The organism is Marinoscillum sp. HNIBRBA16962, assembly GCF_057801515.1.
Genome location: NZ_CM173603.1, coordinates 3,001,117 through 3,016,166, shown reverse-complemented (window position 1 = coordinate 3,016,166; position 15,050 = coordinate 3,001,117). Strand labels below are relative to the sequence as shown.

Annotated in this window: 11 protein-coding genes; 5 read left to right on the top strand and 6 right to left on the bottom strand. The window is 46.4% G+C overall.

The features are described 5' to 3' along the window. The first annotated feature begins 124 nt into the window (after nucleotides 1-124). The gene (locus AC3E9V_RS12615) at nucleotides 125-856 is read left to right on the top strand and encodes an MBL fold metallo-hydrolase (RefSeq protein WP_488753562.1); all 732 of its coding nucleotides are present in this window, start codon (nucleotides 125-127) and stop codon (nucleotides 854-856) included. Between the two features lie 334 nt (nucleotides 857-1,190). Here AC3E9V_RS12615 and AC3E9V_RS12610 read toward each other — a convergent pair whose 3' ends face one another. Both AC3E9V_RS12610 and AC3E9V_RS12605 read right to left on the bottom strand, forming a co-directional pair. Continuing rightward, nucleotides 1,191-1,856: a uracil-DNA glycosylase family protein gene (locus AC3E9V_RS12610; protein WP_488753561.1), complete on the bottom strand. Its 666-nt coding sequence runs from the start codon at nucleotides 1,854-1,856 to the stop codon at nucleotides 1,191-1,193. A gap of 28 nt (nucleotides 1,857-1,884) precedes the next feature. Beyond that, nucleotides 1,885-2,502 (bottom strand): carboxypeptidase-like regulatory domain-containing protein, encoded by a 618-nt coding sequence (locus AC3E9V_RS12605; RefSeq protein WP_488753560.1) that lies wholly within the window; start codon nucleotides 2,500-2,502, stop codon nucleotides 1,885-1,887. Between the two features lie 138 nt (nucleotides 2,503-2,640). On the opposite strand from AC3E9V_RS12605, the gene AC3E9V_RS12600 reads away from it, so the two are divergent. The 3 genes from AC3E9V_RS12600 to AC3E9V_RS12590 all read left to right on the top strand — a co-directional run bounded on the left by AC3E9V_RS12600 (nucleotide 2,641) and on the right by AC3E9V_RS12590 (nucleotide 6,302). Next, complete coding sequence (locus AC3E9V_RS12600) at nucleotides 2,641-3,234, top strand: pseudouridine synthase (RefSeq protein ID WP_488753559.1); 594 nt, start codon at nucleotides 2,641-2,643, stop codon at nucleotides 3,232-3,234. A 288-nt stretch (nucleotides 3,235-3,522) separates the two neighbouring features. After that, nucleotides 3,523-4,908, top strand: a complete 1,386-nt coding sequence (locus AC3E9V_RS12595; protein ID WP_488753558.1) for a methyltransferase RsmF C-terminal domain-like protein — start codon at nucleotides 3,523-3,525, stop codon at nucleotides 4,906-4,908. 11 nt (nucleotides 4,909-4,919) lie between these two features. Next, on the top strand, nucleotides 4,920-6,302 hold the full coding sequence (locus AC3E9V_RS12590; protein ID WP_488753557.1) for an alpha-amylase family glycosyl hydrolase: 1,383 nt from the start codon (nucleotides 4,920-4,922) through the stop codon (nucleotides 6,300-6,302). 199 nt (nucleotides 6,303-6,501) lie between these two features. Here the strand turns inward: AC3E9V_RS12590 and AC3E9V_RS12585 are convergent, their stop codons facing one another. From AC3E9V_RS12585 to AC3E9V_RS12575, 3 genes are all read right to left on the bottom strand, one after another. Continuing rightward, nucleotides 6,502-7,251, bottom strand: coding sequence for a toxin-antitoxin system YwqK family antitoxin (locus AC3E9V_RS12585; protein ID WP_488753556.1), 750 nt, complete (start codon nucleotides 7,249-7,251; stop codon nucleotides 6,502-6,504). Nucleotides 7,252-7,833: 582 nt separating this feature from the next. After that, nucleotides 7,834-9,033, bottom strand: a complete 1,200-nt coding sequence (locus AC3E9V_RS12580) for a GAF domain-containing protein (RefSeq protein WP_488753555.1) — start codon at nucleotides 9,031-9,033, stop codon at nucleotides 7,834-7,836. 93 nt (nucleotides 9,034-9,126) lie between these two features. Then, complete coding sequence (locus tag AC3E9V_RS12575) at nucleotides 9,127-9,552, bottom strand: hypothetical protein (protein ID WP_488753554.1); 426 nt, start codon at nucleotides 9,550-9,552, stop codon at nucleotides 9,127-9,129. A gap of 225 nt (nucleotides 9,553-9,777) precedes the next feature. Between AC3E9V_RS12575 and AC3E9V_RS12570 the strand changes: the two genes are divergently transcribed. Continuing rightward, nucleotides 9,778-13,548, top strand: coding sequence for a two-component regulator propeller domain-containing protein (locus AC3E9V_RS12570; protein WP_488753553.1), 3,771 nt, complete (start codon nucleotides 9,778-9,780; stop codon nucleotides 13,546-13,548). Between the two features lie 749 nt (nucleotides 13,549-14,297). On the opposite strand, the gene AC3E9V_RS12565 is transcribed toward AC3E9V_RS12570, so the two are convergent. Further along, nucleotides 14,298-14,750, bottom strand: a complete 453-nt coding sequence (locus AC3E9V_RS12565) for a hypothetical protein (RefSeq protein ID WP_488753552.1) — start codon at nucleotides 14,748-14,750, stop codon at nucleotides 14,298-14,300. Between the last annotated feature and the right edge of the window lie 300 nt (nucleotides 14,751-15,050).

Sequence of the window (15,050 nt, the reverse complement as noted above, 5' to 3'; positions counted from 1 at the left end):
AATAGATTCCTTTTGTTCTGAATAATAGAAACAAATTTAATTTCCCAACCCCTTTTGGTGAGAGTTCATTTCGTGTTGAACAAAACCTATCTTCGCTAAGTACTACGATGTAAACGTCAAACCTATGAAACTAACAGTACTTGGTTGTGGTGATGCCTTTGCCGCCGAAGGCCGGTTTAATACCTCGTTTCTCCTGGAAGAGGAAGGCGAAATGATCCTGGTCGATTGTGGAGCTACCACTTTAGTACGATTGCGTCAGCACAGGGTCAACATTGGTGAGATCAATACCATCATTATTTCACATTTTCATGGTGATCACTATGGAGGACTACCTTTTCTGATGCTTACCAACTCCTTCAAGTACGACCGTAAACATCCCCTCACCATCATAGGCCCCAAAGGAATTCGGGAAAAAGCTTACCAACTGCAGGAGGCCCTGTATCCCGGTACCAGTAAAGTAATAGATGATCTGGGTGTCCGGTACCTGGAATATCATGCAAAAGAGGCGCTTTCTCATGACGGAATTTCCATTTATGCTCGTGAAGTCACTCATGCACCACCATCTAATCCGCATGGAATCAGGCTGACCTGGAAAGATAAGGCCTTCGCTTTCTCGGGAGATACGGAGTGGAATGATTCGCTTATCGACCTGGCAAATGAAACAGACCTGTTCATAGTAGAATGCAATAATTACCTGACCGATTCTCCAGGCCACCTGAGCTATAAAACCATTATGGAGCGTAAGGAAGATTTCAAAACGAAAAGACTTATGCTCACACACATGGGATCAGAAGTGATCAATGAGCCAAACCTGGAAATTGACAGGTTAACCGATGGGATGGAGGTGTATTTCTGAGGAATAGGCAGTAGGCAAGTAGGAGCAGGAGGCAGTAGGCAGTAGCAGGAGGCAGTAGGCAAAAAAGACAATAGACGTGAGACGAAAAATTAAAGAATAGCGACAGAGAATAGAAAGTGAATCAATAGGCAAAAAGAAAATCCCGAAGGGATGAAATAACTATAGCTCCTGGCACATGAACCAAAACAACCCCGAAGGGGTGATATAATGGCAATAGGCAGTAGCAGTAAGCAGGAGCAGGAGGTAGTAAGCAGTAGGCAACCAACCATAATTTTCAGATCCTCAATTTCATACTCATTTAAAAGAACAGTAACCCAATCACCTAATAACCTAATCACCCAAGCACCCCCAAATACTGCCGAACAAACTCCTCCTTCCGTTTAAGCCGGTACTGCATCACCCAGCGAGGGTGGGGAACGGTTTTGATGGCTTCAAACAGGTTGTATTCCTGATTCAGGTATTCCAGAAACTTCAGGTTCTGCCCCTGACCGATACAATAGGCCACCTTTCTGCTAATGGGAAAATTAAACTGTTCCCTGATCCGGTCTACAGCATACTTTTCAAAAAGCTTTTTCCAGCCGGGAATATCGTAATAGTTCAGGTTTTTGCCGTCCTTGATGAACCCCAGGGGAGATACCGCTGAGATGAAAAACTTACCATAAAATCTTTCGGGCCCACCATAAGCATGTACCACCTCATAGATAAACCTGGAAGAAAGCTCCGGTCGCTTGTCAAAATCGTTGGGAATGTTGCAGTCCTCTTCCATCTTGATGGGATCAGTAAACGGGACTCCGGTGATCCCGCCACCAAACCTCCCCGGATTGATGCCAAAGAGAATATGCCGCTCATCCATGTCTCCATAATATTTGTGGTAAAAAATGGTAGAGAGTTCACGCGCTTTTTCATCCTTGTAAGGATTCATTACCATAACCTCCCCGGGAAGTTTGGTCGGAGGTTTCAGTGAATCGTTAAACTGTATGATCTTCTCTGCTACGGTCATAGGCGTGAATCTAGAAAAGATCTTTCAGCTACTCCTCTTTTTCACCGTAAAGAGTGGTACTATCCGGAGGGTTTTGTCTTTTTAACCTAAAGTCAGGCAGGTCTGACATTTCCTGGTAGGGCTGGAAGACCGGAAGCTTCTTTTTCAAGTTCCTGAATGCTTTAAACAATCCTTTTGAAGGGTTGCTGGAGAAAATGCTCACCCCTTCAGGCCCCTCAACATACACTTTGTAGCTGTCCGGACTACTCACTGTAGGTGGCCCAAACCCAGCACGAACTAACTTTCTTGCATTTCCCACATTCTTCATTGCATTTCCCTCAGACTTTGTTTCAGTGATTTGTGTTTCTAAGACCATTTTTTTGAATTTCTCCTCTGATGGGATACTCCGAATGGTTATTTCATCCAGAAGAATGTCTCCGGGATCCAGAAAAATAAGCAGAGAATCCTGCTCACGGATGGCCAGCTGATAAGGTTCATAATTCACATGAGAAAAGTAGATGGTATCTCCCTTGTCTACGGGGATTCTGAATTGACCCTCAAGATTTGAAACGGTGCCTTTTTTTGAAGTAGCTACATGAGCAAAAGGAACAGGCTCAAAAGTGCTGGCATCTTGTATCTTGCCATAAACCATGGTTTGCTGAGCCATCAGGAAAGGAGTTAAGCAATTAAATGATATGAGAAAGAAAAAAATCTTGATCACAGAATCCACAGATACAGTTCACTCTAAATTTATTACTTCTGTAAACCAACTCCCTTCTTTTAATATTTTTTAACCTTTGTGCCTATGTCGAAAAACCTGAAGTATTTCATCATCTATAAGCCTTACAAAGTGCTGAGCCAGTTTACCGATGAAGAGGGTAACCCCGGCCTGGGAAGCATTTTTAAGCTTCAGAAAGACGTATATCCCGTGGGCAGGCTGGACCTGGATAGTGAGGGGTTACTGATCCTCACCAATGACAAAAAACTCAATGGAGCGCTTTTGAACCCAAAAAATGAGCACAAGCGGACGTATTGGGCAGAGGTAGAAGGGGAGCCGTCAGAGGAAGCCCTGAAAGAAATGCGAAAAGGCCTGGAAATCAATGTAAAAGGGCTGTACCATACATTACCGTGTGAAGCGAGGATTATCAATCCCCCGGATCTTCCGAAACGTGACCCATCCGTCAACTACACCAAACATCCGGAGCGAACATGGCTGGAAATACGACTCGTAGAAGGAAAAAACAGGCAGGTACGCAAGATGACCGCTAAAATTGGTCACCCTACGCTCAGACTTATCCGCGTAGGGATTGAAGACCTGTCCCTTTTTCCTTTAAAACCGGGAGAGATCACCCAAATCAGTGAAAAGGTGCTTTACAAAAAGCTCGGGATAGTCAGTTAAAGTTCATAACCAATTGGATAAACACGCCAATCAGTAGGAGTCTATAAGAATATGATGGGTTCCCCTTAATAAAGGTGGCAATGCAGTTAGTTAACGACTTCTGATTGGGCACAAGACCAACCAGGGCGGCCGACTGCACATCCGAGCCTCTGTTGGAGTTGTTTCCAACAGGCTAAAGAGCTTAGCTTATTACTCACCTAAAAGAAGACTTTTGCAGCTATTAATCAGCCCGGGGGTGCAACTATTCCCAATCATCCTTTATAATTGCCTCATCAGATCAGTAAACGATTGACACAGCTACCACCCGATTTTATTCAAGCAGTTCAGCAGCAATTTGATAAGACCACCAGTCAACAACTGCTCGAAAACCTGAAAGACCAGTCAGCGCCTGTAAGCATCCGTATCAACACGGCTAAGACTCAACCTCCTGCCGGGCTGCAACAGGTTCCCTGGTGTGAAACCGGTTACTACCTTGAGGAGCGGCCTGTTTTCACTAAAGATCCCATGCTCCATGCCGGAGGGTACTATGTACAGGAAGCCAGCTCCATGATCCTCGGACAAGTCTTTCAACAATCCCGGCCAGAAGGAGCCATTCGAATCCTGGACCTGTGCGCCGCCCCCGGCGGAAAATCAACACATCTGCTTTCGCTGATGAAAGAAGATGACCTGCTGGTAGCCAATGAGGTTATCAGGTCACGGGCGTCCATTTTGCAGGAAAACATAACCAAATGGGGCAATGACAACTGCCTGGTCACCAGCAACGATCCCCGGCTTTTTGCGGGCCCGGAAGGCTTTTTTGATGTAATGGTGGTAGATGCACCATGCTCCGGGGAAGGGATGTTTCGAAAAGATCCGGGCGCAATAGAGGAATGGTCCGGCGCAAATGTGAGCTTATGCTTCGAACGCCAGCAACGCATCCTTACAGATGCCTGGAATGCACTGGCTTATGGTGGTATACTAATCTACTCCACATGCACATTCAATAAGCAGGAGAATGAAGAGGTTCTTAACTGGCTGACAGGGAATTACCAGGTGGAACCTGTCAGCATAAGCTTTCCGAAAGAGTGTGCGCTCAGCCCATACGAACAGTCCGGATTTAAAGGGTTCAGGCTATTGCCCGGAATGGTAAAAGGAGAGGGGTACTGTTTTTTCGTGGTGCGAAAATCCGAAGGACCTGATCGCTGGGAACCGGCTCCCGCAAAGAAGAAAAAGAGAAAAAAAGGACCCGAACCCAAAAAGCATAAAATAGCAGGCATCAGAAATACCGATCGAACGACTATTTTTGATTGGGACAACAAACTTGTTGTCAGCCGGTTTGAGAAAGAAATGGAATACCTTAAACAGCATTTAAACATCCTAAAATCAGGTGTGCTTGTCGGTGAAACCAAAAAGGACAAGCTCGTCCCTTCCCATGAGCTGGCATTGAGTAACATAATTGATAACTCCCATTGGCCTGCCCTCAACCTTACCTATGAACAGGCACTGCATTATCTCATGAAAGAACCCTTTGAGCTGGAAGCGCCGGAAAGAGGCTTTCACCTGGTTTCCTTCGAAGGAACACCTCTTGGGTGGATCAATCACCTGGGTAACCGGTTCAACAACCTGTACCCCAACACCTGGAGAATCCAAAGAGATTTCAGAAATGAGGAGCCGTTTTCTATCTTGCTTTTATGAAGATCAAACAAATGAAGAACCTCCTAACCATTCTAATAGCTGTTACCCTTTTACAATGTAATCAGCCGATGACATCAGAAAAGAGTAAAATGCCCCAAAAACCAGCAATACCCCGGATAACTCACCCTGAATGGATCAAAAACGCTACGATATACGAAGTAAATATCCGCCAGTTTACGCCGGAGGGAACCTTCAAAGCCTTCGAAAATCATATACCCAGGTTAAAAGAACTGGGAGTGGATATCCTTTGGCTTATGCCTGTACATCCCATAGGTGAAAAGAACCGCAAAGGCTCGCTGGGATCATATTATGCGGTAAAAGATCACCAAAAAATCAATCCGGAGTTTGGTACGGAAGAAGATTTCCGCCACCTGGTGGATGCAGTACATGCCGCCGGTATGAAAGTGATCATTGACTGGGTGGCAAACCATACGGCCTGGGACAACTGGCTCACGGAAGAACACCCGGACTGGTACCTGCGTGATCATAAAGGAGATTTTATCCCCCCAATTGGCTGGAACTGGTCAGATGTGATCGTTCTGGATTACGAGCAACAGGGTCTGCGGGATTACATGAAAGAATCCATGCTTTACTGGGTGAAAAACTTTGATATAGACGGATATCGATGTGATGTGGCCGGATATGTACCCATCGATTTCTGGGTAGATGTCCGGTACAGCCTGGATCGGGAGAAGCCGGTTTTCCTGCTGGCCGAATGGGAAGAGCGGATCATGCATCTGGCTTTTGATATGACCTATGCCTGGGAGCTGGAAGAAGCCATGGTAGACATTGCCCGGGGAGAAACCAACGCTACGGCAATCAACGCCTACATCGCAAAGCAGATCAACAGCACACAGCTGAGCGAAATCCGAATGCCACACACCACCAACCATGACAAAAACTCGTGGGAAGGTACTGTATTTGAAAGGTTTGGGAAAGGCGCTGAAATGTATGCCGCACTTTCCTACATAGTGGAAGGCATGCCCCTGATCTATTCCGGCCAGGAGGTAGGCCTGAACCGGTCGCTTGCTTTTTTTGAAAAAGACCAGATCTCCTGGGGCGACCACCCATTTAACACCCTTTACGCCCGGCTCAACAAACTGAAAGAAGATAACATAGCCCTGTGGAACGGGGAGTGGGGCGCCCGAATGCTACCCATACAGACCACCGCCCCAACTCAGATAAATGCAATCTACCGTGAAAAAGCGGGCAATCGCGTACTTGGCCTGTTCAACTGCTCACCGAAACCAGCTAAATTTTCACTGAAAGAAAGCCTGTATGCAGGCAGCTACAAAAGCTTTAAAAGCCGAAGCAGTGTTGACCTCTCTGGTTCTGAGGAGTTCACCTTGCCTGCCTGGGGATATGAAATTTATACCGGAAAGCAAAGTGAGTAACTATCCGCATACCAAAATATTAGATATCTTAAGCCTTCTTCAAATACAGGTAAGATATCCACACACATACCCGATACCATAGGCCAGAGCGAGACCTCCTAAAGCGGAGTAAACAACCCAGTTAAAAACCTTTAGATTCTTTTGTTTCTTCATTTGTTAAATATAGCATTTAACTTCAAATAGTAAAATTTCAGGGGCTTCATTGCCCATCATACACCAACCGTGTCACATACGGGTGACTCCCTTTGGTAGTACAGTCACAGATCAGGTTTACCGGTCCCTTTTCATCAGAAAGATCGAGGTAAGACTCTTTATTTGCCATGGGCAAAACAGTTACATAATCCGGATCGGGGATCAGGTAGCGGTTATTGTAAAGTGATCCTTTGTAAAAGCGTACTTTATTACAATCGGGTGTTTCGATGACCAAAACCTTCCGTCCATTACGGATAGCTTCTTTCAGCTTAATCTGAGGCAGGTCTTTGGGAGTTCCGTTGGTAAAATATTCTTTGAGGCCCGTACCGGGATAACCGCGGTAGTAGGGGACTTCACCTTTCAGCTGCCCGTTTTGATAGTAGGTTTTACGAATCCCGGTTAGCTCATCATCCTCGTAAGGAGTGATCGCATAGACCTTTCCGTTTTTGTAATACTTGATTGATTCACCGGCTCGCTTCCCTTGCTCATAATTCATCTCCAGCATCACCTGGCCATTGGAGTAATAGACATAGGATTTTCCGTCTTTTACCCCATGATCGTAGGTCACTACGGTATGAAGGTTTCCAAACTTATCGTAGGTCTTGACAGGACCGTGTCTCAGACCTCCAGCCGTTTCCTCAGCACCTTCAGCTTCTCCCGCAGGAATTAGCTGCAGGCTGATCAGATCAGTCTTTACCAGGAGAGCAATCAGTAACACCCCGCCCAGAAAGTACCACAATATGTTGTTATGATTCATTATACCTAAGTTACAATGAATAAAGAAAATAAGCCCCTACTTTGTCAAATTGCAATTAAGCAGCAAGGGAGTATATATCAAAGGATTTATCATTTTTGCAGTATTCCCGCCTGGCGGGTGAGGGGTTCCACAAGGGGTTTGCCTGGTACACTTACACCGGAGGTTACGGTGCATAAAAAGGCGGAGGGGTTTTCACCTGGCAAAGCCGGGCACCCCTCCTAAAACAGAATTACCACCCCCAACCCCTCCTAAAACAGGCCCTAAAACAGGAGGGGAGTTGGTTTGCGGTATGATTGGTAGCTACTTCCATCCATTTTTAGATACTTTATAATCTTTGCAGTACATGCTGCTCCCCTTCGAAGGGGAGCTGTCCGCAGGACTGAGGGGTTTGTCCGTACACCTTCGCTAACTGCGTACCTCGAAGCTTTAGCGAAAAGGTAAGCTACGGATAAATATAAAAGGCGGAGGGGTCTACGCAGGGGAGCTCCCGCCAGCGGGTGAGGGGGTTTTCAGGAGGAATCAACCAACCCGCAACATTTTCGCAACCCTCAACCTCGCAACTTACAACTCGCAACCCCCAACCTAATCCGCCCTCACCTGTACCACGGAAAATACGAGATTGATCACATTTCCTGCTACACTGATCCCCACAGCCGGATCCTCACCTGTATGATTTTTCTGAATAAGTACCACCTCATTGATCCGATCGTGACTTAATTGATCGCTGCGAATGGTAATAGCGGCAGATGAGCCCATCTGTACGGAATCCATCCGAAGTTTTTCGGTAAGCCCTTCTCTTAACAATGCTCCGGAAAGCATGGATAACGTGGTTGCTACCAGGGAAACTCCAAGCTGACGAGGGATTGAAATTAATGGATCATAGTTTAGGTCTGGCAAAAAGGCGCCACCACTTTTGGCCAGGTTGTAACGAGCCAGCTCGCGTCCCGAGACAGCAATTTCAGAAAGCAGGGTGGTCGTGGCGGGATTAAACACATGAATGAGGGCATCCAGGGCGTCTTCCATATCCTCGATGCTTACTTCCAGATTATACAAGTGACTTTGACTTGCTTCCAGGGCTTCCTTGGTCTTTTGCATGGCAACTGTCCGGTCCTGAAAGCTCCCCGGGTGATGCAGAGCATACTCCACCATTTTCAGAAAAGTACCCACCTCTACAGTGCTCATATAACCGGATGAAAGGGCTGATTTCAAAGGCACCAGGCTCTTCTTTATCTCAGCTAGGGCAGGATATGCCGTCTCCTGGATCAGTGAAGAACCCGACCTTTTACGCCTTTGGCTTAGTGAAGCCAGCCGCATGTTGACCAACCCGGCAAGCTTTCTCAGGTTATTTTGCTCCTCATCAGAAAACGTTCGTGGTTTTGTATCCAGGACGCATAATGCACCCACTATGGTATCATTTGCCATGATCGGCATACCCAGGTAAGAGCGTATGCCATACTCATCAACCACGGCCTGAGGCAACCGGGTATCTTTACTCGCATCCTCTACGACCAGGGGAGACTCATTATTAACCACAAACTGGCAAAAGGAAATATCCCGATCCGTGCCCCGCGAATGATTAAGATCTTCGGGCAATCCGTAATGGGCTTTAAAATACTGGATATGCTCCATCACCAAAGAGACCAAAGCAATAGGAGTCCTGAGGTCTCTGGCGGCTTCTTCTACAATGAACTTCAACTCATCGTCTTCAGCCTCTGCTAATAACTCCCTGGTAAATGCTTTATGACGGTCAGGACGATGACCCAGTCCATCGATCTTTTTCATAGTTAAGCTTTAATGGCCGTTGACACGAAGATAGGGGTAGAAATTGAAAAAATTCTGAAGTTGAATTAATGATAATTGCTCCTTCAAGACCAATTATCTACTTTCCAGCCACTCATATGCTTTATCTGCAGTAGAAAACACCTCCAGCTCTACGCCTAACTCGCTGTTTTTCTGGATAGATGAAAGCTTAAACATTTCCATAGGGTAATCCGCAAAAATATCCGAGCCTAAAATGACGGCATGCACTTTTACCCCTGCATCCCTGAAAATCAGGGGATCCCATTCATCGTCCAGCCAGGTCTCGTCACTTTCAGAAAGCTCACCGAGCTTCACAGTATCAGCCAGCCACTTCAGGTTATTAAAGGACGACTTGTGTTTTTTGTACTGATCCAGTACCTTCAGAAGGGTAGACCTGAAATCATCTGATGAGGGTTTCTTTTTCCATGTATGTTTCATAATAGAACGCTCGCTATCAAGTTCGCAGCAAACAAATTCATCTTCAAAAAGTATCTGACTCATGGGGTTTTGGGTTAATTCTTTAAAAAATTACATTTTTTTTTTTGAGAGATAAAACTGCCCGGTCGGGCTTTACCTGTTTTTTCACGAGTAGCCCTGCAATTAATCCCATGTTCATACTTATTCAGAACCTAAATACCTACGTTTAACGATTAAACACCGAATTAATTTAAAGGATGATTTTATTTCGCTTAATTATATATGTTTTCCACCCCAATCTTAAACGTTATGAAAACCCTGAGTCCATTCCTATTACTGATCGCATGGTCAGCCGTTTTCGGACAAAACGCTAACCTGAAGTTTAAACAACTCAATACCGAGCAAGGTCTTTCCAATGAGAACATCACCTGCATCTACCAGGATAAACATGGGTTTATGTGGTTTGGAACAGATGATGGGTTGAACAAGTACAACGGATACGAATTTTCCGTTTACAAAAATGATCCGGGAGATTCTTCCACCCTTCCGGACAACCGTATAACTGCAATTGCCGAAGGTCCCGATGGAAATTTATGGGTTGGTACGACAAGGGGGCTGTGTAAGTATATTCGAAAAAAAGAGACTTTTGAGCGGATCTCCATAAATCCGGACAAAGCAGCGTATGAAGATGTAACGGTCAGTAAACTATTTACAGACAGCAAGGGTCGTCTTTGGATGGGGTCTTATGCGGGTCTGACGTTCTATAATCATGAGGATACCACCTTCACTACTTACCCGTTGCCCTCTGAAGAAAATCCCACTTTAAGCGTCATTGTAGCCGACATCAGTGAAGACAGCAGAGGAAGGCTCTGGTTAGCTACAGGAGAGGGTCTCTTTATGATGGAAAGAGAAGGAGCCTTCGTCAACTACAGCAAACAGGGCAAAACACAAAGCTCCAATATCATTTCGGTCTATGTAGACGATCAGGATAGGGTATGGGCTGGTCATTTTACTGCCGGAGTTAGCCAGATTGATATCAACAGTGGAAAAGTCGTCTTTTTGACGGAAGACCAAAACAACCCTAATTCACTGCCCAACAACTATGTCTACCAGGTGCTTACCAGTCCCGATGGCAACACCTGGGTAGGTACGGATAATGGGCTGGCAAAATACCTGGGCGGAGATCGCTTTACTACCATCAGGCACCAGCCGGGAAACGATCAAAGCCTGAGCGGGAACATCATCAACGAAATTTACTTTGACAACCATGGAAGACTCTGGGTGGGAACGAGACTGGGGGGAGCCTGCATGTATGATGAGCGGATGTACAAGTTTAACCACATCAAAAGCAACCCGCTGGATCCCAGAAGCCTGTCAGGCAATACGGTAGGCGGATATGCTGAGGATGCAAGAGGCAACCTCACCGTGGCGGTAGATGGCGGTGGTGTTAACTTCTACAACCGGCAAACCAACACCTTCAGACACCTGCGGCATGACCCCAACAATCCAAACTCACTCAGTAGTGACAAAACTCTGGCGCTGGAGTGGGACAACTACGGTGAACTATGGATCGGTACCTGGGCTGGAGGGCTGAACAGGTACAACCCCGGAACCGGGCAGATAATCAAGTACAGGGCCAATGAAGATAACCCCAAAAGCCTGGCAGGAGACCACATCTTTGACATTCATGAAGATCAAAACGGAAATATCTGGATCGCTACCTGGGGAGCAGGAATAAGCAAATACAACCGGTCTACGAATGACTTTACCAACTATCAGCATGACCCGAATGATCCCAACTCAATCGGCGCATCCGGGATCAACAAAGTAGAAGTAGATAAAAACGGCAATATCTATTTTGCCACAGAAAGCGACGGGCTTAGTGTCTTTAACCCGCAGACAGAAACCTTCCGCCATTTCCGGGAGGGCGAAGCTCAGGGCTCATTGAGCAGCAATTCGCTCTTTAGCATGCTCATCGACTCAAAAGAGAGAATGTGGGTTGGAACAAATGGTGCAGGACTCAATTTATACATCCCTGAAAGCCAATCATTTAAAGTATTCAGACAGGCAGACGGACTGCCCAGCGACAACATCACCGGCATCCTGGAAGACGACGCAGGCAATCTCTGGCTGAGCACCTTCAAGGGGCTTTCCAAAATGGATCCGGAGGCTGTGACATTTGAAAACTACACCCGGAAAGATGGACTGCAAAGCAACCAGTTTATGCCAAGAAACAGCCTGAAGCTTTCTACAGGCGAGCTGGTGTTTGGGGGGAATAATGGCTTTAACCTCTTTGATCCGGCTGACCTTACGGCTAATCCCATAAAGCCTCCGGTATACATCACCGGATTCCAGCTTTTTAATGAGGAGGTGCCGGTTGGCCCAAAATCGGTTTTATCAAAAAGCATCATGTTTACCGATGAAGTAACGCTCAATTATGACCAAAACTTCATCTCATTTGAATATACCGCCATCAACTATACTCAGTCGGAAAACAACCAGTACCAGTATCAACTGGAAGGCCTGAATGATGACTGGGTAATGGCCGGCAATCAACGCGTAGTTTCATTCACCGACCTGGACCCGGGAGATTACACATTTAAAGTAAAAGCCGCTAATAACGATGGAGTCTGGAATGAAACACCTGCCACGGTCCACCTCTCAATCGTTCCTCCGTTTTGGGCTACCTGGTGGTTCCGGGCCATCGCAGCAATTCTGATAACCGGCGGAGTAGTGTTTTTATACCGGTATAAGATCAACCAGGAGCGTCAAAACCAGCGCAAACTGGAAGCGATGATCAAGGAATCTACCGAGCAGGTAAAAGCCCAAAATGAAGAACTGCAGCTGCATAGCAGTAACCTGCAGGCTGCCGTACAGGAAACCAAAGAAGTGATCAAAGAGGCCGTGGAGTCCGGAAACTTCCAGGCACGCATCAACCTGGAAACAAAAACCGGCGAATGGCGCGAGCTCGGTGAAAACATAAATGAATTGTTTGAATCGATCATGAAGCCCTTTAATGGCATCAATCACATTGTAGATGGAATGGCTCACGGAGACCTGTCTTTACGGTACACCGGAGAAGCTAAAGGGGATATTTACAACCTGACAAACAATCTGAACCAGGCCCTCGACAACCTCTCTGAGCTGCTGAACGATATTTCCTCCCAGGTGGACGTGATCGGCAACTCGTCGCATGAAATGGCCGCTACGAGTGAAGAAATGAATGTGAGCACCGGCGAGATTGCTGCGGCCATCTCCCAGATGAGCCATGGCGCCCAGAGCCAGGTAGCCAAGGTGGACGAGTCATCCAATCTGGTAGAGGGCATTCTGGGTTCATCACGCGAGATGGGAGAGCAGGCTCAAAAGATCAATCAGGCAGCCAAAGAAGGATCCGACAACAGTGAAAACGGACTCACATTGATCAAAAGGGTAGGATTTAGCATGAAAGACATTGTGGCATTTTCTGATGATACGGACAGGTCTATCCAGATCCTGAACAACCGCTCCAAGGAGATCTCACGCGTACTGGGTGTGATCACCGAAATCGCATCTCAAACTAACCTGCTGGCACTCAACGCCGCTATAGAAGCAGCTCAGGCAGGAGACGCCGGACGCGGGTTTGCCGTAGTGGCCGAGGAGATCCGCAAGCTGGCCGAGGACTCTAAAAAATCTGCCAAGGAGATCGAACAGCTGGTGGTAGACGTACAAAAGGACATGACCACAACTTCTTCAGCAATAGATATGATGAAAAAGAGCGTGAAAAGTGGGGAAGAGGCTACCCAGTCAGCGTCTGAGGCATTCACCATAATCACGAGCTCCACCACTGAAACCCTGCAGATGTCAGAAGAGATCCGCAAGCGGGTGGATAAACAGCTGGAAGACATCAAAAATGTGGTGAACATCACGGAGTCTGTGGTGGTGATCGCGGAGCAGACAGCCAGTGGTACTGAAGAAGTAGCCAGTTCATCCTCAGAGCTCTCCTCAGGGATGACGGAATACAACCGCCGTACCAAGGAAGTGACCGAAATTGTAGAAAACCTGAAAGCTAAAATGGAACACTTCAAGCTCAAGAACTCCTGAACCTACTGACAACTCCCTTTTGTAAGGTTATTAAGTTAAGAAATGTCATCTCGAGAGGCCAACCTCTTTAGATGAGGCCACAAATTGGCTGATGACGAATTTGTAAAGCCCTGAAATACAGCGCCTTTCATAGATGCGTCATTGGTACGTGAGGAGAGAGCTTCATCCAAAACAGTTTTGGTTAAACTTGAGTAAGATTTCTCGTCCCTCGAAATGACAATTAATTATGTTTGGATCTTAACTTAATAGCATTGCCACCTCCGGAATGCCGGACCACCTCAAGGGAGCACTTCAAATTGGTAGTTTTCTAATAAATAGGATTATGGAAGTCCCTGGTAATAAAGCCTAAACCAGGAGGGGAGTTGATTAGCGTTATTAATTTTAATCCACTCTAACCATTTTCAAAGTATTTATAATTTTTGCAGTGTCTTCTGCTCCCCTGACCAGGGGAGCTGTCCGCAGGACTGAGGGGTTTGCCGGGTACACCTACACCGGACTACGGTGCATAAAAAGGGCGGAGGGGTTTTTCCCTGACAAGGGGAGGTCCCGCCAGCTGCCGGGTGAGAGGTTGTCCAAACATCAAAAGAGAATGAATTTCCTTCCCATTCGATAACCTTCCAATCAGGGATTCCCCCTTAAAAAAGGGGCGCCACACTGTCGCTAGAGCTTCAGAGTAAGAGACCGGCCAGGGGGACAGGGGGTTGTATGAAACCCTTGTTTTCCTTTAATCTTTTTGTCAAAACTTACATTTAATCCATGGAACCCTGTTGCCCCGGCCATTTCTCCCCATGCATCTCCTCAAAATGCTTTGGAAACCAGGCCGGCTCCTCGATGACATTATCATAAATATAGGATGCAATACGCCGGACCTGTGCTTCATCCATGGGCATTTCAGGCATCACACCAAAGCGCTTCACAGGACCTCTTAGCAGCGCTTTCTCATTAGTAGGCTCCATCACAAAGCTGACTATGCGGTCTACAAAATCTTCCTTACGAGTGTATACTGATTTGTATTTATACTTTACAGCCACCAGGGGTGGAGCTATAATGTCATTTTCGGACCTGATCCGTGGATTATGACAAACGTAACACGTGAGCATAAGCGCATCCAGCACTTCATCTGAAACAGCATCATCACTGAGCTCCGGCTGTGCAGTGGTAACCTGGGAAAAACAGGTACTGGCCGCCAGCAGGGTCATCATCAAAAAAGAAATAATCCGGGTTTTCATCATTTTGTGAGCCAGGCTCCTTTAGGTTAAATGTTATCATGCAGCACCAGGCTGTATAAACAGATCTGAATCTAATCGTAAACACCTAAACCCCAAATGACCTAAGTCATATGTAAAAGTGAGTTGAGTCGGGAATACAATTGCAGGGGCCCGTTCCGGCCTCCCCATATTCGATAATCTTCAATCCAGGGATTCCCCCTAAGGTAAAAAAGGGAGACAGGGGTGCATGGCTTAGGGGGTTGTATCGGATTGTCATTTTCCCAATATGATTTA

Coding starts and splice junctions, on each gene's coding strand:
- AC3E9V_RS12615 (WP_488753562.1), top strand. CDS start 125: ATGAAACTAACAGTACTTGGTTGTGGTGATGCCTTTGCCGCCGAAGGC.
- AC3E9V_RS12610 (WP_488753561.1), bottom strand. CDS start 1,856: ATGACCGTAGCAGAGAAGATCATACAGTTTAACGATTCACTGAAACCT.
- AC3E9V_RS12605 (WP_488753560.1), bottom strand. CDS start 2,502: ATGGCTCAGCAAACCATGGTTTATGGCAAGATACAAGATGCCAGCACT.
- AC3E9V_RS12600 (WP_488753559.1), top strand. CDS start 2,641: ATGTCGAAAAACCTGAAGTATTTCATCATCTATAAGCCTTACAAAGTG.
- AC3E9V_RS12590 (WP_488753557.1), top strand. CDS start 4,920: ATGAAGAACCTCCTAACCATTCTAATAGCTGTTACCCTTTTACAATGT.
- AC3E9V_RS12585 (WP_488753556.1), bottom strand. CDS start 7,251: ATGAATCATAACAACATATTGTGGTACTTTCTGGGCGGGGTGTTACTG.
- AC3E9V_RS12580 (WP_488753555.1), bottom strand. CDS start 9,033: ATGAAAAAGATCGATGGACTGGGTCATCGTCCTGACCGTCATAAAGCA.
- AC3E9V_RS12575 (WP_488753554.1), bottom strand. CDS start 9,552: ATGAGTCAGATACTTTTTGAAGATGAATTTGTTTGCTGCGAACTTGAT.
- AC3E9V_RS12570 (WP_488753553.1), top strand. CDS start 9,778: ATGAAAACCCTGAGTCCATTCCTATTACTGATCGCATGGTCAGCCGTT.
- AC3E9V_RS12565 (WP_488753552.1), bottom strand. CDS start 14,750: ATGATGACCCTGCTGGCGGCCAGTACCTGTTTTTCCCAGGTTACCACT.